Consider the following 19994-nt stretch of genomic DNA (forward strand, 5'->3'; position numbering starts at 1 on the left):
TCTCATGTCTTGAGAAAAACCTCAGGCGGCCGCGGCGGCCCGCCATCCAAGCCCGACGGCCTGCACCGCAGGCATCGCGCGCAGCCGCTCCACCAGATGCAGCGCCGTTTCGGCGGGCAGGCCGCGCGCCTCGATCCGCACCCGGGTGCAGGCCGCGCCCTGCTCAGCCTCGAGCGTCAGGATCTCGGCCCCCTGCACGGCGAACGGCCCGAGCAGCCGCAGCACGATGTCGGCCTCGGGCCTTGCCTCGATCAGGAAGGTGCGGCGCTCAACCATGTTTGAGCCCCTTGCCGCCATAGACCTGCGCCAGCAGCAGTCGGCCGGCCTCGTCGAACGCCCGCAGGGACAGCGCCTCGGCCGCGCCCTCGGTCGCCCAGATCAACTCGCAGGTCGGCGCGGCGCTGGGCCAGGCCAGGTCCAGCGCCTGCTCCACGGCGAACAGCGCCTCGAGGCCGCCGCCGGCCGCCAGCCGGGCCTCCAGGCGCGCCGTCTGCTCCAGCAGGGCTTCATGGGCCAGCGCGGCGGCGAACCGGCGAGCAGCCAGCCCCGCGCCGGCGGGATCGGAGGGAAGGTCGGAGAATTCCATGGTGGTCAGTCCTTTCGAGGATGAAGGACCGACGGAGCGCGCGCACAAAAAAACCCCGCTGCCTGTTCGGGAGCGGGGTTCCTGATCTTGCGATCCGTCGGCTTGTTTAAAGCGCGCGCGTTCGCCCCGTCCCAATGGTGGGGGTAATAATAATCATCATGGTGGTTTTCGACGCGCAGGCGGCCGGACGCGCCGCGGGCGCGTTCTTCAGGCCGGCAAGGTCGAGAGCCAGGGTCATCGCCGGGACCTATAGCGCAAGGCCGGCGGCGCGCGCAACTCAGCTCGCGGTCTGGGCCGCGCCCGAAAAGCAAAAGGGCCGCCCGAAGGCGACCCCTGCATGGTCCGATTTCCGATTGGAGCGGGCGAAGAGATTCGAACTCTCGACCCCAACCTTGGCAAGGTTGTGCTCTACCACTGAGCTACGCCCGCACTCCGAAGCGACTTGGTTTCCCGTGCCGCCCGAAAATCGAGAGCGGGCTTATGGCAGAGCGCCCGCACGTTGGCAACACCCCTAGCCACCAAATTTCGGACTCTTTAGCCGACGCTTGTTCACGTGGTCCTTCGGAGCCTCCGCAACCTCCTCCGGGAACTCCCCGCGGAAGTAGTAGCGCTGCCAGGCTTCCTTGGTCGCGTCGGGGTCGGCGCGGAAGATTCGCTTGTTGAATTCGCTGCGGTGCTTTTCCCAGGTGTCGTACTGCTCGCGCAGCTCGGGATTGCGGTCCATGCCGCGGATCACCGGCTGGAACTCGGCCAGTTCGCGGTCCTTGGTCAGGGTGATGAAGCAGAAGGGCTCGCCCTTCTCGAACCGCACCCGGCCCGGCCGGGTGAATATCCAGTTCATCGTGAAGGGGAACGGCAGCCACTCGGTCTCGACCAGGCCGGCCAGCGGCTGGATCCCGTCCTTGATGTGGTTGGGCGGACCCTGGGCGATCATCGACCAGCCGGGCGGGGTCTTGAACAGATAGCCGGGGTGGAAGGTCATCACCCCGTGGCTGAAGTGGCTCTTCACGAAGTTATGGAAATCCGGGTGCGGCCGGTCGGGGATGAGCTTGATGTCCTCCTGCATCACTCCGCCGTTCCACTCGGCCGTGAACGCCATCGGGGAGAGGATCTCCCAGCCGGTGGTGTTGGCCATGGTCAGCGGCAGGCAGCGATACGGGTGGCGCTCGGCGAAACGGTCCATCCAGGCGCGCTGCGGGCGTCCCGGCACGATCTCCGGCGGCCGCTCGGCGGTGGGATAGCACTCGAGCTCCATGGGCTCCTCCAGCTTGTGTCCTTGCGACTGCTCTAGACCCGTGATCGGCCCGCCGCTAGCGGCCAGCGCAGACCTTGCGCTAAGCAGTCGCCATGAAGACCCGTTCCGACCTCATCGCCTTCTTCGACGCGCACGGCGTCGAGCACCACACCACCGACCATCAGGCGGTGTTCCGGGTCGGCGAGGGCGAGGGGATCAAGGACGACATCCCCGGCGCCCACACCAAGAACCTGTTCCTGAAGGACGCCAAGGGCCGGCTGTGGCTGATCTCGGCCAAGGACGACACCCAGATCGACCTCAAGCGCCTGCACACGGTGATCGGCTCGGCCCGGCTCTCCTTCGGCTCGGCCGAGCTGATGGAGCAGGTGCTGGGCGTCACGCCGGGCTCGGTGACCGCCTTCGCGCTGATCAACGACGCCGAGCGCCAGGTGACCTTCGTGCTCGACCGCCATCTGGCCCAGGCCGACCGGGTCAACTTCCATCCGATGACCAACACCGCCACCACCGGCGTCTCGCGCGCCGGCTTCGCCAAGTTCCTGCAAGCCTTGGGGATCGCCCCGCTGGTGGTCGACTTCGCGGCCATGGCCGTGGTCGAGGACGCCTAAACCCCCGTTGAAGCCGAGGCCCTTAGGGACCATTTTAGCGCCCGGACGCGTTACGTTTCGACAACCCACGTTTGGAAGACCCTCATGAGCCTGATCGGCGAGACCCAGCCCCAAGCCGCCGCCGCCGACCTGATCAAGGACGGCACGGACGCCAGCTTCGTGGCCGACGTCATCGAAGCCTCGAAGGAAACGCCGGTCATCGTCGACTTCTGGGCGACCTGGTGCGGCCCGTGCCGCCAGCTCGGCCCGTCGATCGAAAAGAACGTCCTGGCCGCCAAGGGCAAGGTTAAGCTGGTCAAGATCGACATCGACGCCAACCCGCAGTTCGCCGGCCAGCTGCGCGTGCAGTCGATCCCTGCGGTGTTCGCCTTTGTGGACGGCCGTCCGGTCGACGGCTTCATGGGCGCCCTGCCCGACAGCCAGGTGAAGCAGTTCGTCGACCGCATCGCCGGCCAGGCGCCCGCCAACGCGACGGACGAGCTGCTGGCCATGGCCAAGGAGAGCCTGGACGTCGGCGACGTCGGCGGCGCGGCCCAGGCCTACGCCCAGGTGCTCCAGGCCGAACCCGACAACGTCAAGGCCATCGGCGGTCTCGCCCGCTGCTACCTGGCCGGCGGCGACGCCGAGCGCGCGGCCGAGGTCGCCGCCATGGCCCCGGAAGGCGCCAAGGACGCCGACCTCGACAGCGTGCGCGCCGCCCTGGCCCTGGCCGAGGAAGCCCCCAGCGAGACGAGCGAGTTCGAACAGCGCCTGGCCAAGGATGCGAACGACCTCGAGGCCCGCTACGAGATCGCCAAGGCCCTCGCCGCCCGCGGGGCCTGGGGCGAGGCCTCCGACCATCTGCTGACCATCATCGAGGCCGACCGCACCTGGAACGACGAGGCGGCGCGCAAGCAGCTGCTGACCATCTTCGAGGCGGCCGGTTCGGGCTCCGACATCACCCGCGCCGGCCGCCGCCGGCTTTCATCCATCCTGTTCTCATGAGGAAGGGCCGCGTCATGCCGGCCGCTGTTTTTCGTAGAGCTTCCGATCTTCCGCAGGTGATCCCGGTCTTCCCGCTGGACGGCGCCCTGCTGCTGCCCGGCGGAGACCTGCCGCTGCAGATCTTCGAGCCGCGCTACCTGAACATGATCGACGACGTCATGGCGGGCGACCGCATGATCGGCATGGTTCAGACGCGGGCCGGGGGCGACCGCTCGCGCCCGAACCTGGCCAGCGTCGGCTGCGCGGGCCGCGTCACCAGCTTCTCCGAGACCTCGGACGGCCGCTACCTGATCGCCCTGACCGGGGTCTGCCGCTTCCTGGTCGGCGAGGAGCTGTCCGTCGCCACGCCGTACCGCCAGGTCCGCGCCGACTTCCAGCCGTTCGCCGACGACCTCAGCGTCGAGGCTGCGGAGATTCCGGCCTTCGATCGCCGCCGCTTCGCCGGGGCGCTCAAGCGCTACCTGAACCGGCGCGAGCTCGACATCGACTGGGAGACGGCCGAGACCGCCCCGCTCGAAAGCCTGGTCACGTCCCTGTCCATGGGCCTGCCCTTCGAGCCCGCCGAGAAACAGGCGCTGCTGGAAGCCTCCACCATGGCCGACCGCTGCGACGCCCTCACCGCCCTGCTGGAGATCGACAGTCTCGAGCCGGACGATGACGGACCGCAGTCGATCCAGTAGAAGCGCCCGATGACCGACGCCCTCGCCCCGCTCGCCCTGACCGCAGATGTCGATCCGCGCCTGCTCGAAATTCTCGTCTGCCCCGTCACCCACGGGCCGCTGGTCTATGACCGCACGGCCGGGGAGCTGATCAGCAACGGCGCGAAGCTCGCCTATCCGATCCGCGACGGCGTGCCGATCATGCTGCCGGAAGAAGCCCGGACGATCGACTAGGCTGTTACAGCGCCTCGCCGCGCAAAAGCCGCGGCAGGTCGCCGGTCGCCCCGCCGGCGTCTTCCATGAAGAATCGCCGCGCCGGGCCGATGCGGTTGACCGCCGCCATGCCGACCCCGCGGGCCAGCCGCAGCACCGGATTGTCATTCGAGAACAGCCGCGTGAACACGTCGGTCGCCGCCGCCAGCATCACGGTGTCGAAGCTGCGCCAGCGGGCATAGCGCTCCAGCACCAGCTCCGAGCCGATGTCCTCGCCCAGCCGCGCGGCCTCGACCAGCACCTGGGCCAGCGCCGCGGCGCCCTTCAGGCCAAGGTTCAGGCCCTGGCCGGCGATCGGGTGGATGCCATGGGCGGCGTCGCCCAGCAGCACCGCCCGCGGCGCGGTCAGCCGCTCGGCCAGCTGCAGCGACAGCGGGTAGGTGAAGACGCCCCCGTCCAGGGTCGCCGCGCCCAGGAACTCGCCGAACCGGCGCTGCAGATGCGCATGGAAGGCCTGCGGCGAGGCGGCCTTCAGCGCCGCCGCCTTCGCCCGGCTCTCGGTCCAGACCAGGCTCGCGCGGTCGTCGGTCAGCGGCAGGATCGCGAACGGCCCGCCGGGCAGGAAGTACTCGTGCGCCACGCCCTCATGGCCGCGCGCCAGCCGCACCGTGGCGACGACGCCGGTCTGCGGATAGTCCCAGCCGGTCACGCCGACGCCGGTCGCCTTGCGCACCACCGAGCCGCGGCCCTCGGCCCCGACCACCAAGGGCGCGCGCAGGGTGCGGCCGTCCTCCAGGGTCACCGCCGCCGCGCCGCTCTCGAACGCCACGCTGGCCACCTTGGCCGGCGCCTCGACCCGGATCTTGGCCCGCGCCACCCCGGCGGCCAGCGCCGCGCGCGAGCGGCGGTTCTCCAGCATGTAGCCCAGCGGCTCGCCGTCGGACCGCTCGGCGATCTCGGCGGAGTCGAAGCGCAGATAGAACGGCGAGGACTTGCGCGCCGCCGCCCCGGGTGAAAAGCCGTCGGTGACCAGGATCTGCTCGATGCGCTGGGCGTGGGGCTCGATCTCGGCCGCAAGGCCCAGGGTCCGCCACTGCCGGAACGAGGCGTAGGCGATCGCCGAGGCGCGGCCGTCGAAGGTCGGCGCCACCTGGTCGTCGAACACCACCGGATCGATCAGCAGCGGCTCCAGTCCCGCGCTCTTCAGCGCCAGCGCCAATGTCGCCCCCGCCATCCCGGCGCCGGCGATGATCACGTCCGCATCGAAGGTCTCAGCCATGGGCGGATATGCCGACGAACAGCGCGAAAGGTCCAGCCAGAACCTCGACTGAAGGCCGCGGAGCGCCTACCTCTGGATTGAACAGCAAAGTAGCCGCCATGCCCTTCTCCGCCGACGAACGCGCGATCCTTGCTGGGGGTGTCGGCCCGACCGTCGTCCAGCAACTGGAGCAGGTCGGTGTCGAGAACCTTCCGGCCAAGGCCATCGAGGCCGCCCGCGCGCATGCGCCGGCAGGCGTCTAGGCATGGCCAAGGCCGATCCGCCCTTCGGCGCCTCCGAGGCCGACTATGACGCCTGGGCGCGGCTGGAGGTCGACCGCTGGCGCGCCGAGATGCTCAAGGCCCCCAACCTGCTCGACAAGACCACCCGCGCCGCCCAGCAGCGGATCAACAAGGTCATCCCCGAACAGGTGCATCAGGCGGCGACCAAGGTCTTCGAGCAGATGACCCGCGCGATCCTCACCGGCTCCAACGTCGTCACCGCCGCCCCGCTGACCGACGCGCCCCTGGCCGTCCGCGACGCGCGCGCGATCACCGCCATCGGCGCCTATCGCACCACCGCGGCGGTGGAGGGCGGCGTCGCCGGGGCCGGCGGCTTCTGGCTGGCGGTGGCCGACTTTCCGGCCCTGGTGACCATCAAGCTCAAGCTGCTGTTCGACCTGATGGCGATCTACGGCAAGTCGGGCGCGGACTTCTCCGAGCGCCTCTACCTGCTGCATATCTTCCAGCTGGCCTTCTCCTCGGCCGCGCACCGCAACGAGGTGTTCCGCGCCATGGAGGACTGGGACGCCCGCGCCCATCCCCAGCACCTGGACGACTTCGACTGGCGGCGCTTCCAGCAGGAGTACCGGGACTACATCGACCTGGCCAAGATGGCCCAGCTGATCCCCATCGTCGGCGCCCCCATCGGCGCGGTCGTGAACTGGCGGCTGACCCAGCGCGTCGGCGACATGGCGATCAACGCCTACCGCATGCGCCGGCTGGGCTGAGCGGCCCCAAAGCAGAGTCATCGGAGATCGGTGGGCGGCGGACGTTGTTCCAGGCTAGCGAGGGCCTACCCGACCCCGTTCCATTCGAGCGGCGGGTCGAAGGCCTTGCCCACCGGCGCCACGCCGATAACGATCTTGCGGATCGAGCCGGTGAACCTGTTTTCGTAAGCGGGATAGTCGTTGGTGACCGGCGTCAGGTCGTCCATGCCCACGTCCGCCGGCTCGGTGCCGATGAAGAACGGAATGGTCCGTTCAATTCGGCCGGTGGCCACCGGGTCGCCGTTGACGAACAGGTCGCCGCGCCCGCCGGCTCCGGGCGCCTCCCCGCCGTCGTAGATGAACTCCCATCGAAGCGTCGTCGAACCCGCCGCGAGCGGCGCGGGCGCGACCACTTCATAGGTCTCGCGACCAAACCAGTTGTAGGTGAACTTCGGCCGGCCATCCTTCAGGTAGAGGCTCCAGCCGCCGTTGTGGCCGCCGTGCGCGATGACCACGCCCTCGGCCCCGCCCGCCGGAATCTCCAGCTCTGCGGTGATCGTGTAGGAGCGGTTCTTCATGTTGATGAAGGCGTTCTCCGAGAGCCCGATCATGCCCTGGTAGAGGGTCAACGACGTCCGCCCGCCCATCAGGTCGGGACGGCCGGCGATATCGGCGTTGAAGCGCTCCAGCACCCGGTCATCGAGCGGCAGGACGCTGTACTTCACAGCCTCGGTCATGAAGAGCGCCTTGAGCGCTTCGACCTTCTCCGGCTGCGCGGCCGCCAGGTCGTTCGTCAGGCTGAAGTCGTTCTCGGTGTCGTACAGCTCCCAGGTGTCGTTATCGAAAGAGGCCCTTGGCGCGGCCTCCCAGAACGCCTTGTGCAACGCCGTAGCGTACCAGCCGTCGTGATAGACGCCGCGGTTGCCGCCGTATTCAAAGTACTGCGTGGTGTGGCGTGACTTGGCCTTCGCATCGTTGAAGGTGTGGAGCAGGCTGGCGCCCTCGAAGGGGCGTTGGGTTATGCCGTTCACAATCTTCGGCTCCGGCAACCCGGCGGCTTCGAGCACCGTCGGGGCCAGATCTATGACGTGCTGGAACTGGCTGCGAACCTCGCCCTTCGCCGTAATTCCCTTGGGCCAGTGGATCACCGTGGCGTTGCGCGTCGCCGAGAACGTCGCCTGCCCCTGGCCGCCGATCATCGGCGTGCAACTCGCTTCGCCCCAGCCCATGGCGTAGTGGCCGCTGGCCTTCGGGCCCCCCAGGTCATCGATGCGCCTGAGCAGGTTCTCCATTGTTTCCGGCAGGCCGTTGAATGAAGCCAGCTGGTTGAACGATCCAATCGGCCCGCCAAAGGGCGAGCCGCCGTTGTCGCCGGCGACATAGACGATCAGGGTGTTGTCCAGTTCGCCGAGGTCGTCGATCGCCTGGATCACACGGCCGATCTCATGGTCCGTGTGCTCGGCCATGCCGGCATAGACTTCCATTTGCCGCGCCAGCACCCGCTGCTCTTCGGGTTTGAACGACGCCCAGGCCGGAACCACCTCGGGCATCGGGGCGAGCTTGGTGTTCGGCGGGACCGCGCCCAGCGCGATCTGCCGGGCCAGGGTCTCCTGGCGCAACGTCTCCCAGCCCTGGTCGAACTTGCCCCTGTACTTGTCGATCCAGGCCTTGGGCACATGGTGCGGGTCGTGGGTGCCGGCCGCCGCATAATAAAGGAAGAAGGGCTTGTCCGGCGTCAGCGACTGCTGGCTGCGGACCCAGACGATGGCCTGGTCGGTGATGTCAGTGCTGACGTGGTAGTCGGCTTTCCGTGGCGTGGGGATGCGGGTCACGCCGTCGTACAGGGCCGGGGCGTAGAGGTCGGACTCGCCCTGCAGAAACCCGTAGAACTTGTCGAAGCCGGAGTGCGCCGGCCAGCGGTCGAGAGGTCCCGACACGCTCAGTTCCCACGGCGGCAGTTCGTGGCACTTGCCGAACATGGCGGTGCCGTAGCCATTGAGCCGCAGGATCTCCGCCAGCGGCGTGATGTCGTTCGGACGCACGCCGGTCATGCCGGGGAAGCCGGTGCCCATCTCGGCGACGCCGCCCATGTTGGCGCTGTGCGAGTTTCGCCCCGTCAGCATGGCCACCCGGGTCGGCGAACAAACCGGCGCGGTATGGAAATTGTTGTAGCGCAGGCCGCCGCGAGCGAGCCGCTCCAAGGTCGGCATGTTGACCGGTCCGCCAAACGGCTCGGGGTCGCCGAAGCCGAAGTTGTCCATCAGGATGAAGACGACATTGGGCGCCCCGGCGCCCTTGGGCGGCTTCAACTTCACGAACTCGGGAGCGACCGCCTTGCGGGCGTCGATCTCGGTGATCGGCGAGTGCTGCGGCTCGGGGAGCGGCAAGATCGTGCGGTCTTCGGTCATATGCATGCCAGCGCTCTCAACTTGCTGGCAGCTTACGGACTGCACCCGATGCGCCGATCCGTGAAAACCCGAACATGAGGCCGGGTTATTGTCGAGCTCGTCCCTTGACGGACGCCTGACGCGCTCGCTCCGCAGCGCACCACCGATCTCGACGCCGACGTCGGCCCTCGAATCCAGGACGGGGCGGCGCAACCCCTGCGACTTTCCGCCCCGTTAGCGAATTCTGGACGCAGCCGTCCATTTTACCCATTGCGGGGGGTCCGAAGGCGCCCTACTTGAGCCTTGATTGGACTGATGCGTCCATTTTTGATTTTCAGGCGCTCCCACATGGCGGTTTTGCCCAAGAAGTTCGTCCCCCTCGCCGTCGGCGGGGTCGTCGCGGTCGCTCTCGTGGTCGGCGGCGGCGCCTGGTGGATGAACAAGCAGAAGTACGAAGCCACCGACAACGCCTTCATCCAGGCCGACAAGGTCACCGTCGCGCCGCAGGTCGACGGCTATGTCGCCGAGGTCCTGGTCGCCGACAACCAGCACGTCCAGGCCGGCCAGGTGCTGGTCCGCCTCGACACCGCGCCGCTGAAGGCCGCCCTCGCCCAGGCGCAGGCCAACGCCGCCGCCCTGGACGCCGCCGTCCGCGCTGTCGACGACAAGGCCCGCCTGGAGCAGGCGATGATCGCCCAGAAGGCCGCCGGCGTCGCCTCGGCCCACGCCGAATCCCAACTCGCCCAGGCCGAGCTCGCCCGCTATGGCGCCCTGGCCGGCCAGGGCTGGGTTTCGCCGCAGCGCGAGCAGTCGGCGCGCGCCGCCGCCGGTCAGGCCACCGCCAGCGTGGCCCAGGCCAAGGCCACCCTCGAAGCCGAACGTCGCACCGCCCAGAGCCTCGGCTCGGCCCGCGCCCAGACCGTGGCCCAGGCCGACGCCGCCCGCGCCGTCGTCGAACAGGCGCGCATCGACCTGGAGCGCGCCGAGATCAAGGCCCCCGCGGCCGGCGTCGTCGGCGCCCGCGCCGTGCGCACCGGCCAGTACGTCCGCCCCGGCTCCTCGCTGATGACGGTGGTGCCGCTCGGCCAGGCCTATGTGGTCGCCAACTTCAAGGAGACCCAGGTCGCGCGCCTGAAGGTCGGCCAGCCGGTCACCATCCACGCCGACGCCTTCGGCAAGCAGGAGATCAAGGGCCACATCGACAGCTTCGCGCCGGCGACCGGTTCGGAGTTCGCCCTGATCCCGGTCGAGAACGCCGTCGGAAACTTCACCAAGATCGCTCAGCGCCTGCCGGTGAAGATCGTCGTCGATCCGAAGTCGCCGCTGGCCGGCGCCCTGCGTCCTGGCCTGTCGGTCGAGGTCAAGGTGGACGTCACCGCCGACACCGGCCCAAGCTTCGCCGAAGCCACGCCCTCGGCCGAATACGCCCGGCGCGGCGTCGCGCGCTAAGGACCCGGCGCGTGACCGACGCCGCCGCCCCGCAGGCGGGCGCTCCAGCCCAGCCCGCGCCTCCGGGCGGTCACGTGACCGCGACCGGCGAGGTCGATTGGGTCAAGATCTTCCTCGGCTTCGGCGGGATGGTGATCGGCCAGTTCATGGCCATCCTCGACATCCAGATCGTCGCCTCGTCGCTCAGCCAGATCCAGGCCGGGGTCGGCGCCAGCGCCGACGAGATCAGCTGGGTGCAGACCATCTATCTGCTGGCCGAGGTGGTGATCATTCCGCTCACCGCCTACCTGACCAAGATGTGGGGCACGCGGCAGGTCTACGTGTTCGCCGCCGCCGCCTTCATCGTCACCTCGGTGCTGACCGGGTTCTCGACCAACATCGAGATGATGATCGTCCTGCGCGCCTTCCAGGGCCTGGCGGCCGGCGCGATGATCCCGGCGGTGTTCGCCACCGCCATGACCGTGTTCCCGCCGGAGAAGCGCGTCACCGCCAACGTCGTAGTCGGCCTGATCGTCACCCTGGCGCCGACCGTCGGCCCGACGCTGGGCGGCCACCTGACCGAGGCGTTGAGCTGGCACTGGCTGTTCTTCGTCAACGTCCCGCCCGGTCTGCTGGTCATGTTCCTGGTCGGCCGCTACGGCGACTTCGACAAGGGCGACCCCAGCCTGGCCAAGGGCATCGACTGGCCCGGCCTGGCGACCATGACCGTGTTCCTGCTCTCCATGCAGTACGTGATCGAGGAAGGCTCCAAGGAGGGCTGGTTCGACGACGACGTGATCCTGTGGCTGACCGTCACCGCGGCGATCACCGGCGTGCTGTTCATCTGGCGACAGCTCACCTACCGACAGCCGATCGTCTCGCTCAAACCGTTCCGCGATCGCAACTTCACCCTCGGCTTCCTGATGAACGCCGTGTCGGGGATGAGCCTGTTCGGCGGCACCTTCATCCTGCCGCTGTTCCTCGGCCAGATCCGCCAGTACTCGGCCGCCGAGGTCGGGACCACCATGCTGGTTTCGGGCCTGGTGATGTTCCTCAGCGCCCCCATCGCCGGCCGCTTCGTGCGGCTGATGGACCCCCGCATCCCGCTGGTGGCCGGCTTCGCCCTGGCCGCCTACGGGGTCGGGCTAGGGGTCAGGGTCACCGCCGACTGGGGCTTCTGGGAATTCGCCTCCCTGCAGGCGATCCGAGGCTTCGGGGTAATGATCGCCATGATCGCCGCCCAGCAGCTCAGCGTCTCGACCCTGCCGCCCGAGATGATGAAGGACGCCTCGGGCCTGGTGAATCTGGTCCGCAACGTCGGCGGGGCCATCGGCCTGGCCGTGCTGACCACCATCCTCAGCGACCAGACCGCGGTCCACCTCTCGGAACTGTCGGCGGGGATGAGCGTCGCCAACCTCCAGGGGCAGGAGATGCTGACGAACCTCACCGCGATGATGGAAGCCCAGGGCCTGGCCAATCCGGAGGGCGCGGCGCGCAAGTTCCTGGGCATGGCCCTGCGCCGCGACGCCGCCGTGCTGGGCTTCGCCGACGGGTTCTACTTCCTGGCCATGGGCTGCGCGGTCGCCGCCCTGCTCGGCTTCCTCGCCACCCCCGCCAAGAACAAGGCCGCATCGGGCGGCGGAGGACACTGATGCCGCGCGCCGTCGGACAGATCGACCTCGCCAAGACCGAGGCCATTCTCGACGCCGCCGCCGAGGTGTTCGGCGAGCGCGGCCTGGCCGCGTCGATGGAGGAGATCGCCCGCCGGGCCCGGGTGTCCAAGCAGACGATCTACAATCACTACGGCTCCAAGCCCGAACTGATCCGCGCCATCGTCGACCGCCGAGTGTCGGAGATCACCGCGCCGCTGCTGGTGCCCGAGGCCGCCGATCATCCGGAGGAGGCCCTCGCCGCCTTCGGGCGCTCGATGCTGTCGGCGGTGATGATCCCTCGCGGGACCTCGATGCTGCGCATGACCGTCGAAAGCGCCGCCGAACAGCCGGACCTGGCCCGCGCCTTCTTCGAGGCCGGCCCCGCCACCTCGCGCCGGCGCCTGGCCGACTTCCTGAGGATGGAGACCGAGAACGGCCGCATGGTCGTCGACGACCCCGCCCTGGCCGCGGAGTTCTTCGCCAGCATGGTCATCGGCGCCCATCAGATCGCCCAGCTGCTCGGCGTCGTCCGCACCCTCGACGCCGCCGAGATCGACCATGTCGCCCGCGAGGCCGCCGCCCGGTTCATGAAGGCCTACTCCACCTAGAACCGCGAGCGCCGCACAACCTTCACCAAACGGTGAACCGGGCGCCACGTCGATGCGCCATTGACCCTCAAGTCTTAACTCGAGGGTAACCATGTTCGCCAAGTCCCTGGGCCTCGCCGCCCTGATCGCCGCCGCCGCGCTCGCCGCGCCCGCGACCGCCGCCACGATCATCGCCCCGGTCGGTGTCACCGCTTCCGACACCTTTCCGCTGTTCGGCCAATACAAGGCCGAGAACCTGATCAACGGCAGCGGCCTGTCGGGCGGCCTGCACGACGCCAACTACGCCAACATGTGGATGACCGACCTCTCGGTCGCCTCGGCCACCCTGACCTTCGACCTCGGCCAGCTCTACAAGCTCTCGGGCGCCGACATCTGGAACTACAACTTCGGCGTCGAGGAGTTCGCCTCGACCCTCGACCGCGCCTCGAAGGCGTTCACCGTTTCGATCTCCGCCGACGGTGTGACCTACACCCAGGTCCTGGCCGGCGAGCTGGCGCGCGGCACGGGCCAGGCCCTGGCCGCGGAGTCGTTCGGGCTCGGCGGCGTCGCCCGCTACGTCCAGATCGGCCTGAACGGCAATCACCAGCAGTATCCGGAAACCTACGGCTACGCCCCGATCGGCCTGTCGGAGGTCCGCTTCACCGGCTCGGCCGTGCCGGAACCGGCCACCTGGGCGATGATGATCACCGGCTTTGGCCTGGCCGGCGCGGCGCTGCGCTCGGCCCGCCGCAACCCGCAGGCCGCCTGACGAGTCAGGGCGCGGTGAGCGGCTCCCACGCCGCCATCGCGCCTTTGGCCACGCTGAGCAGCTTCTCCTCCGAGGCCCCGTCCCGGGCCTGGATCGACATGCCCTGCTGGACGGTCAGGTAGAACGCCGCGACCGCCGCCACATCGACGCCGGCCGCCAGCTCGCCGGCCGCCGCAGCCTGGCGCAGCCGCGTCTCCAGGCCCGACTGGCCCTGGGCCCGGCCCTCGCGCAGGGCGGCGCAGACGCTGGCGCTCGCCTCGGTGGCGTTGAGCTGCGAGAGCACGACCATGCAGCCGCGCGGTTTGCCCGGTCTTGAGAAGGTATGTGCGGTGGCGGTCAGGAAACCTTCCACTGCCGAGCGCGCATCGGGCGCGTTTTCGACGGCGTCCCAGATCTGCGGCCCCTCGGTGCGGCCGTAAAGCTCCACCGCCTCCCGGAACAACGCCTCCTTCGACCCGAACGCGGCGTAGAGGCTGGGCGAGCCGATGCCCATGGCCTCGGTCAGGTCGCTGATCGAGGCGCCTTCATAACCCTTGGCCCAGAACACCTCCATGGCGCGGGTCAGCGCCTGGTCCCGATCGAAACTGCGTGGTCGGCCGCGCTCGGCCATGTCGAAACCTTTCTGTATCGACTGATATATAAATCCCTTGACGGCGCTCCACAAGCGGCCCATCTGCTTTCTGTATCAAACGACACAGAAATGGAGCAAACCGTGTCGAACCTCTCCGGAAAGCGCGCCCTAGTCACGGGCGCCAGCCGCGGCATCGGCGCCGCCATCGCCCTCCGCCTCGCCCGCGACGGCGCGGACGTCGCCATCACCTACGAGCGCTCCGCCGACAAGGCGCAGGCGGTCGTGGAACAGATCAAAGCCTTGGGCCGCAAGGGCTTGGCCATCCAGGCCGACAGCGCCGACCCAGCTGCGGTCAAGGCCGCCGTCGACCGCGCCGCGAGCGAGCTGGGCGGTCTCGACATCCTGGTGAACAACGCCGGCATCGCCCGCGGCGTCGGGCCGGTCGCGGGATGGACCCTCGAGGACATCGATCAATTGCTGGCGGTCAACGTGCGCGGCGTGATCGTCGCGGCGCAGGCCGCGGCCGCGCACCTGCCCAAAGGCGGGCGGATCATCAACATCGGCTCGAACCTGGCCGAGCGGGTGCCGATGGCCGGCATCACCCTCTATGCGATGACCAAGTCGGCCCTGCTCAGCTTCACCAAGGGCCTGGCGCACGACCTCGGCCCGCAGGGGATCACGGTCAACCTGGTCCATCCCGGCTCGACCGACACCGACATGAATCCGGCCGGCGGCCAGGGCGCGGACCCGCAGCGGGCCCGCATGCCCATTCCCGAATACGGCAAGCCGGAAGACATCGCCGGCATGGTCGCCTGGCTCGCCAGCCCCGAAGGCCGGTTCGCCAACGGCGCCGGCTTCATCGTCGACGGCGGCGCGAACGCGTAGGCGACAGCGAGGAGGGCTTAGCCCTCCTCGTCTTCCGTGAAGCCCATCATGTGGAAGCCGGCGTCCACGTGGATCAGCTCGCCGGTGGTCGAGCGGCCAAGGTCCGAGAGCAGCCACAGGGCCGCGCCGGCGACGCCTTCCATCGAGGTGTCTTCCTTCAGCGCCGAAAGGTCGCGGCCCTTGGCCAGCATGCCCTTGCCGCCCGAGATCCCGGCCAGCGACAGGGTGCGCATCGCGCCCGGCGACAGCGCGTTGACGCGGATCCCCTTGGGACCGAGGTCACGGGCGACGTAGCGGGTCGCCGCTTCCAGCGCCGCCTTGGCGACGCCCATGGTGTTGTAGTTCGGGATCGCCCGCTCGGAACCCATATAGGTCAGGCAGATGATCGAGCCGCCGTTCGGCATCAGTTTCTCGGCCCGCCGCGCGCAGTCGACGAAGCTGTAGGCCGAGATGTCCATGGCCTGCAGGAAGCCCTCGCGCGTCGCGTTGTCGACGAACGAGCCCTTGATCTGGTCGCGCGGCGCGTAGGCGATGGCGTGGACGAAGAAGTCGATGGTCCCGAACGCCTGCTTCACCGCCTCGAAGGCGGCGTCCATCTGATCGTCCTGGGTGACGTCAACCGGGACCACCGTCGTGACGCCGATGCTCTCGGCCAGCGGCTGAACGCGGCGTTCCATGCCCGGCAGGTGGAAGAACGCCATCTCGGCGCCCTGGGCCGCCAGTTGCGAGGCGATGCCCCAGGCGATGGAGTCGTGGTTGGCGACGCCGATCACCACGCCCTTCTTGCCCTTCATCAGATCGCCCGTGGGCAGATCCCAGCCATCCTTGGCCATGCGCGTCTCCTCGCGAATTGTCGTGGGTTTGTGGACGGGCGCGCAGGCCTGCGCAAGCCGCGTTCGCGTGAGGCGCGGGTCCTAGACCCGCGCCATCACCAGGCAGCCGTTGGTGCCGCCGAAGCCGAACGAGTTCGACATCACCGTCTCAAGCTGCACGTCCTTGCGTTGAAGCAGGATCGGCAGGTCGGCGAACTCGGGGTCGAGGTTCTCGATATGGGCGCTCTGCGCGGCGAAGCCGTTGTTCAGCATCAGCAGGCTGTAGATCGCCTCCTGCGCGCCGGCCGCACCCAGGCTGTGCCCGGTCAGCGACTTGGTCGAGGAGATCAGCGGCACGTTCGCGCCGAACACCTCGCGCACCGCGCCCATTTCCTTGCTGTCCCCGACCGGCGTCGAGGTGCCGTGCGGGTTCAGGTAGTCGATCTTGCGGCCGCCCAGGTCGGCCATGGCCAGACGCATGCAGCGCACCGCGCCCTCGCCCGACGGCGCGACCATGTCGAAGCCGTCCGAATTGGCCGCGTAGCCGACGATCTCGCCGTAGATCTTGGCCCCGCGGGCCTTGGCGCGTTCGTATTCTTCCAGGACCACGATGCCGGCGCCGCCGGCGATCACGAAGCCGTCACGGTCCTTGTCGTAGGCGCGGCTGGCGGTCGCCGGCCGATCATTGAAGTTGGAGCTCATCGCGCCCATGGCGTCGAACAGCACGCTCAGCGACCAGTCGAGCTCTTCCGTGCCGCCGGCGAACACCACGTCCTGCTTGCCCATCAGGATCTGCTCGTAGCCCGAGCCGATGCAGTGGGTGGAGGTGGCGCAGGCCGACGAGATCGAGAAGTTCAGGCCCTTGATCTTGAACCAGGTCGCCAGGGTCGCCGAGGCGCCCGAGCTCATGGCCTTGGGCACCGCGAACGGACCGACACGCTTGGGGCCGCGCTCCTTGGCGGTGTGGGCCGCCTCGATGATCGCCTTGGTGGACGGACCACCGGAGCCAACGATCAGGCCGGTGCGCTCGTTGGAGACGTCGGCGTCTTCCAGGCCCGCATCGGCGATCGCCTGTTCCATGGCGATGTGACCGAAGGCCGTGCCCTGAGCCAGGAACCGTGCGGCGCGACGGTCGACCATCGACTCCCAGTCCAGGCCCGGATCGGCATGGACCTGCGAGCGGAAGCCCAACTCGGCGTATTCCGGCGAGAAGCTGATGCCGGACTTGGCCTCGCGGAGCGAGGTCAGGACGTCATTGGCGTTCGCGCCAATGGACGAGACGATACCGATCCCGGTGATGACGACGCGGCGCATGTGTCTGTCCGTGCTCTCAGACCAGGTCCTTGGCGTCGAACAGGCCGACGCGCAGATCCTTGGCCTCATAAATAGGCTTGCCGTCGGCTTCGAGCACCCCGTCGCCGATCCCCATGACCAGCTTGCGGATGATGACCCGCTTGAGGTCGATCTTGTAGACCAGCTTCTTGACCTTCGGCGTGACCTGACCGGTGAACTTCACCTCGCCCACGCCCAGGGCGCGGCCCTTGCCGGGCGCGCCCGACCAGCCCAGGAAGAAGCCGACCAGCTGCCACATGGCGTCCAGGCCCAGGCAGCCGGGCATCACCGGGTCGTTGATGAAGTGGCACTGGAAGAACCAGAGGTCCGGATTGATATCCAGCTCCGCCTCCAGATAGCCCTTGCCGTGCGCGCCGCCGTCTTCCGTGATCTTCACGATGCGATCGAACATCAGCATCGGCGGCACGGGCAGCTGCGCGTTGCCCGGGCCGAACATCTCGCCTCTGCCGCAGGCCAGCAGCTCTTCGAGATTGTAGTGGTCCTTGGCCTTGGCGCCCTGGATCATGCTTGGCTTTCTTGGCGGCGGCCCGTTCTTTCGAGCCTCGGGAATCGTGAATTTCACGCCCTAGCAGAGCAGCGCGGCCGGCTCAACGGCTGCGCGCGGCTCGCGGACGGGCGACTTTACACTGGATCGCGTCGGAAGTTCCCCAGAGTTCGGCCGCCGGGGCCCATCCGGAGACCCCGTCGCTGCGCACCCGGCACCAGCCGTCTTCGCAGTCCTTGACCAGCTCGGCGATCGACCGCGGATTGAGGTAGGCGACGATCTCGGCCTCGGCCCGCGGCTTCTTGTGCAAGCCCAGACGGGCCGGTTTCACCCGCATCACGGTGGATTCGCCCGTCGTCAGCCGGCGGTGCACCCAGGCCATGCCGCCGTCCGGATCGCAGATCCGCCGCCACTCGGTGTTTTCGGCGATCACCTGCACCGGCAGGCCCTTGACCTGATAGACCCACAAAAGCTTGTGATCTTCGCCCGGCCCGGCGCGCGCATAGACCTTGTCGAACTTCAGTGCGACATAGCGCGGGACCGGCTGACCGGAGGGCGTTTGCCGCGGCGCCGCCTGCGCGGCAGGCGCAAAGGCGGCCAAAATCAGCGCCACCGTCAAAAAAGTGAGCGTTGCGGGCTTCCGCAGTCCAATCGTTTGAGGCTCGCCTTGGCCGTCCATGGGGGCTTTGCTAGAGGTTCTCTGTCACAACGCAAGGCGCGCCACGCGCAGTTAAAGATTCCTTTCGAACGCCATGGCCCCTCGCAAACCAAAAGTCATCGTCACCCGCCGCCTCCCGGACCCGGTAGAGACCCGGATGCGTGAGCTGTTCGACACCGAGCTCAACCTCGACGACGCCCCGCTCGACCGCGAGGCGCTGATCAAGGCGGTGCAGCGGGCCGACGCCATCGTGCCGACGATCACCGACCATATCGACGCCGACCTGATCGCCGCGGCGGGCGACAAGCTGAAGCTGATCGCCAACTTCGGGGCCGGGGTCGATCACATCGACGTGGCCGCCGCCAACGAGCGCGGCATCGCCGTCACCAACACGCCGGGCGTTCTGACCGAGGACACCGCCGACCTGACCATGGCGCTGATCATGGCCGTCTCGCGCCGGATCGTCGAAGGCGCGAATGTCGTGCAGGCCGGCGAGTTCACCGGCTGGACCCCGACCTGGATGATGGGCCGGCGGGTGAACGGCAAACGTCTGGGGATCATCGGCATGGGCCGCATCGGCCAGGCTGTGGCGCGCCGCGCCAAGGCCTTCGGCATGCAGATCCACTATCACAACCGCAAGCCGGTCAGCCACGTGATCGCCGAGGAGCTGGAGGCCACCTACTGGGAGAGCCTCGACCAGATGCTGGCCCGCATGGACATCATCTCGGTCAACTGCCCGCACACGCCCGCGACCTATCACCTGCTCTCGGCGCGGCGGCTGAAGCTGCTGCAGCCGCACGCCGTGGTGGTCAACACCGCCCGCGGCGGCATCATCGACGAGGCGGCGCTCGCCGACCTGCTGGCCGCCGGCGCCATCGCCGGGGCGGGCCTGGATGTGTTCGAGTTCGAACCGGCGATCAATCCCAAGCTGCTGACCCAGCCGAACGCCGTGCTGCTGCCGCATCTGGGCTCGGCCACTGTCGAGGCGCGCATCGACATGGGCGAGAAGGTGATCATCAACCTGAAGACCTGGATGGACGGCCACCGCCCGCCCGACCGCGTCATTCCGTCGATGCTTTAGTCCCGCACACGTCGCACTCGGGATCCGCCCCGATCCGCACCGTCCGGCTTTCGCCCGACAGGCCGTCATAGATCAACAGCCGCCCGGCCAGCGGCTCGCCGGCGCCGGCGATCAGCTTGATCGTCTCCAGCGCCATCATCGAGCCGACCACCCCGGCCAGGGCCCCGACCACGCCGACCGCCGAGCAAGTCTCCGCCTCGGGCGGCACGTCCGGCACCAGGCAGCGGTAGCAGGGCTTGCCGCGGAACACCCCGACCTGGCCGGTCCAGCGGCCGATCGCGCCGGAAACCAGGGTCCGCTCGTGGTGGACGCAGGCGGCGTTGACCGCAAACCGGGTGGCGAAGTCGTCGGTGCCGTCCAGCACCAGGTCGACCCCCGCGACCAGCGGCCCGACATTGCAGGGCTCTACATGCACCGGGGCGCAGTCGACATGCACGTGGGGGTTCAGCGCGCGCAGCTGGTCGGCGGCGGCCTCGACCTTGCGGCGGCCGACATCAGCGTCGCGGAAGATCACCTGCCGCTGCAGGTTCGAGGTGTCGACCACGTCGGCGTCGGCCAGCACGATGCGCCCAACCCCGGCCGCGGCCAGATAAAGCGCCGCCGGCGCGCCCAGCCCGCCGGCCCCGACGATCAGCACGCTGGCGCCCTTCAGCCGCTGCTGGCCCTGGCCGCCGACCTCGCGCAGCACCAGATGGCGGGCGTATCGCTCGACTTCGTCGTCGGTGAAGCTCATCTTCGCAATCGTCCGTTCTTGGCGCAGGGCCGCCTGGCCCGGTCGC

At 68.7% G+C, this 19994-nt stretch carries 23 protein-coding genes and 1 tRNA gene; 12 read left to right on the forward strand and 12 right to left on the reverse strand.

The window, feature by feature from the left end; all coding sequences use genetic code 11:
• Positions 1 to 21: 21 nt before the first annotated feature.
• The 4 genes from ASC79_RS07010 to ASC79_RS07025 form a co-directional block, all read right to left on the reverse strand.
• Positions 22 to 276 carry a hypothetical protein gene (locus tag ASC79_RS07010; RefSeq protein ID WP_056024203.1) on the reverse strand — a complete coding sequence of 85 codons (255 nt, stop codon included), beginning with the start codon at positions 274 to 276 and terminating at the stop codon, positions 22 to 24.
• The gene (locus ASC79_RS07015) at positions 269 to 586 is read right to left on the reverse strand and encodes a hypothetical protein (protein WP_056024200.1); all 318 of its coding nucleotides are present in this window, start codon (positions 584 to 586) and stop codon (positions 269 to 271) included. Before ASC79_RS07015 ends, ASC79_RS07010 begins: the two co-directional genes overlap by 8 nt.
• A 354-nt stretch (positions 587 to 940) precedes the next feature.
• Positions 941 to 1015 (reverse strand) — tRNA-Gly (locus tag ASC79_RS07020).
• 82 nt (positions 1016 to 1097) lie between these two features.
• Positions 1098 to 1841 carry a DUF6065 family protein gene (locus ASC79_RS07025; protein ID WP_056024193.1) on the reverse strand — a complete coding sequence of 248 codons (744 nt, stop codon included), beginning with the start codon at positions 1839 to 1841 and terminating at the stop codon, positions 1098 to 1100.
• A gap of 92 nt (positions 1842 to 1933) precedes the next feature.
• On the opposite strand from ASC79_RS07025, the gene ASC79_RS07030 reads away from it, so the two are divergent.
• The 4 genes from ASC79_RS07030 to ASC79_RS07045 all read left to right on the forward strand — a co-directional run bounded on the left by ASC79_RS07030 (position 1934) and on the right by ASC79_RS07045 (position 4323).
• Positions 1934 to 2446, forward strand: a complete 513-nt coding sequence (locus ASC79_RS07030) for a prolyl-tRNA synthetase associated domain-containing protein (protein WP_056024190.1) — start codon at positions 1934 to 1936, stop codon at positions 2444 to 2446.
• A gap of 84 nt (positions 2447 to 2530) precedes the next feature.
• Complete coding sequence (locus ASC79_RS07035; protein WP_056024187.1) at positions 2531 to 3430, forward strand: co-chaperone YbbN; 900 nt, start codon at positions 2531 to 2533, stop codon at positions 3428 to 3430.
• A 14-nt stretch (positions 3431 to 3444) separates the two neighbouring features.
• On the forward strand, positions 3445 to 4110 hold the full coding sequence (locus tag ASC79_RS07040; RefSeq protein WP_056024184.1) for an LON peptidase substrate-binding domain-containing protein: 666 nt from the start codon (positions 3445 to 3447) through the stop codon (positions 4108 to 4110).
• Between the two features lie 9 nt (positions 4111 to 4119).
• Positions 4120 to 4323, forward strand: coding sequence for a Trm112 family protein (locus ASC79_RS07045; protein ID WP_056024181.1), 204 nt, complete (start codon positions 4120 to 4122; stop codon positions 4321 to 4323).
• Between the two features lie 4 nt (positions 4324 to 4327).
• Here the strand turns inward: ASC79_RS07045 and ASC79_RS07050 are convergent, their stop codons facing one another.
• A complete protein-coding gene (locus ASC79_RS07050) occupies positions 4328 to 5581 on the reverse strand; it encodes a UbiH/UbiF/VisC/COQ6 family ubiquinone biosynthesis hydroxylase (RefSeq protein ID WP_056024178.1) in 1254 nt (417 codons plus the stop codon).
• Positions 5582 to 5658: 77 nt separating this feature from the next.
• Here ASC79_RS07050 and ASC79_RS21010 point away from each other — a divergent pair, with 77 nt between their 5' ends.
• Together ASC79_RS21010 and ASC79_RS07055 are read left to right on the forward strand one after the other, a co-directional pair.
• On the forward strand, positions 5659 to 5823 hold the full coding sequence (locus ASC79_RS21010; protein WP_156378445.1) for a hypothetical protein: 165 nt from the start codon (positions 5659 to 5661) through the stop codon (positions 5821 to 5823).
• Between the two features lie 2 nt (positions 5824 to 5825).
• A complete protein-coding gene (locus ASC79_RS07055) occupies positions 5826 to 6569 on the forward strand; it encodes an EcsC family protein (protein ID WP_082531962.1) in 744 nt (247 codons plus the stop codon).
• Positions 6570 to 6634: 65 nt separating this feature from the next.
• Here the strand turns inward: ASC79_RS07055 and ASC79_RS07060 are convergent, their stop codons facing one another.
• Positions 6635 to 8962, reverse strand: coding sequence for an arylsulfatase (locus ASC79_RS07060; protein WP_056024175.1), 2328 nt, complete (start codon positions 8960 to 8962; stop codon positions 6635 to 6637).
• A 321-nt stretch (positions 8963 to 9283) separates the two neighbouring features.
• On the opposite strand from ASC79_RS07060, the gene ASC79_RS07065 reads away from it, so the two are divergent.
• The 4 genes from ASC79_RS07065 (at position 9284) to ASC79_RS21335 (ending at position 13371) form a co-directional block, all read left to right on the forward strand.
• Positions 9284 to 10384 carry an HlyD family secretion protein gene (locus ASC79_RS07065; RefSeq protein WP_056024172.1) on the forward strand — a complete coding sequence of 367 codons (1101 nt, stop codon included), beginning with the start codon at positions 9284 to 9286 and terminating at the stop codon, positions 10382 to 10384.
• An 11-nt stretch (positions 10385 to 10395) separates the two neighbouring features.
• Positions 10396 to 12015, forward strand: a complete 1620-nt coding sequence (locus ASC79_RS07070) for a DHA2 family efflux MFS transporter permease subunit (protein ID WP_056024170.1) — start codon at positions 10396 to 10398, stop codon at positions 12013 to 12015.
• Positions 12015 to 12623: a TetR/AcrR family transcriptional regulator gene (locus tag ASC79_RS07075; protein ID WP_056024167.1), complete on the forward strand. Its 609-nt coding sequence runs from the start codon at positions 12015 to 12017 to the stop codon at positions 12621 to 12623. The genes ASC79_RS07070 and ASC79_RS07075 overlap by 1 nt, the downstream gene beginning before the upstream one ends.
• 91 nt (positions 12624 to 12714) lie before the next feature.
• Entirely contained in the window at positions 12715 to 13371 is a 657-nt protein-coding gene (locus tag ASC79_RS21335) for a PEPxxWA-CTERM sorting domain-containing protein (RefSeq protein WP_056024164.1), read from the forward strand.
• A 4-nt stretch (positions 13372 to 13375) separates the two neighbouring features.
• On the opposite strand, the gene ASC79_RS07085 is transcribed toward ASC79_RS21335, so the two are convergent.
• Positions 13376 to 13981: a TetR/AcrR family transcriptional regulator gene (locus tag ASC79_RS07085; RefSeq protein WP_056024161.1), complete on the reverse strand. Its 606-nt coding sequence runs from the start codon at positions 13979 to 13981 to the stop codon at positions 13376 to 13378.
• Positions 13982 to 14083: 102 nt separating this feature from the next.
• On the opposite strand from ASC79_RS07085, the gene ASC79_RS07090 reads away from it, so the two are divergent.
• On the forward strand, positions 14084 to 14827 hold the full coding sequence (locus ASC79_RS07090) for a 3-oxoacyl-ACP reductase family protein (protein ID WP_056025111.1): 744 nt from the start codon (positions 14084 to 14086) through the stop codon (positions 14825 to 14827).
• Between the two features lie 17 nt (positions 14828 to 14844).
• Here ASC79_RS07090 and ASC79_RS07095 read toward each other — a convergent pair whose 3' ends face one another.
• The 4 genes from ASC79_RS07095 to ASC79_RS07110 form a co-directional block, all read right to left on the reverse strand.
• Complete coding sequence (locus ASC79_RS07095) at positions 14845 to 15660, reverse strand: enoyl-ACP reductase (protein WP_056024158.1); 816 nt, start codon at positions 15658 to 15660, stop codon at positions 14845 to 14847.
• Positions 15661 to 15741: 81 nt separating this feature from the next.
• A complete protein-coding gene (gene fabB, locus ASC79_RS07100) occupies positions 15742 to 16953 on the reverse strand; it encodes a beta-ketoacyl-ACP synthase I (RefSeq protein WP_056024155.1) in 1212 nt (403 codons plus the stop codon).
• 16 nt (positions 16954 to 16969) lie between these two features.
• Complete coding sequence (gene fabA / locus ASC79_RS07105) at positions 16970 to 17497, reverse strand: 3-hydroxyacyl-[acyl-carrier-protein] dehydratase FabA (RefSeq protein WP_056024153.1); 528 nt, start codon at positions 17495 to 17497, stop codon at positions 16970 to 16972.
• Positions 17498 to 17579: 82 nt separating this feature from the next.
• Entirely contained in the window at positions 17580 to 18155 is a 576-nt protein-coding gene (locus ASC79_RS07110) for an SH3 domain-containing protein (RefSeq protein ID WP_056024150.1), read from the reverse strand.
• A 73-nt stretch (positions 18156 to 18228) separates the two neighbouring features.
• On the opposite strand from ASC79_RS07110, the gene ASC79_RS07115 reads away from it, so the two are divergent.
• Positions 18229 to 19215 carry a D-glycerate dehydrogenase gene (locus ASC79_RS07115; RefSeq protein WP_056024147.1) on the forward strand — a complete coding sequence of 329 codons (987 nt, stop codon included), beginning with the start codon at positions 18229 to 18231 and terminating at the stop codon, positions 19213 to 19215.
• Here ASC79_RS07115 and ASC79_RS07120 read toward each other — a convergent pair.
• A complete protein-coding gene (locus tag ASC79_RS07120) occupies positions 19196 to 19948 on the reverse strand; it encodes a molybdopterin-synthase adenylyltransferase MoeB (protein WP_056025108.1) in 753 nt (250 codons plus the stop codon). The two genes, ASC79_RS07115 and ASC79_RS07120, sit on opposite strands and share 20 nt — an antisense overlap.
• Positions 19949 to 19994 lie beyond the last annotated feature (46 nt).

This window comes from Phenylobacterium sp. Root1290, from assembly GCF_001425305.1.
Lineage (GTDB): Bacteria > Pseudomonadota > Alphaproteobacteria > Caulobacterales > Caulobacteraceae > Phenylobacterium.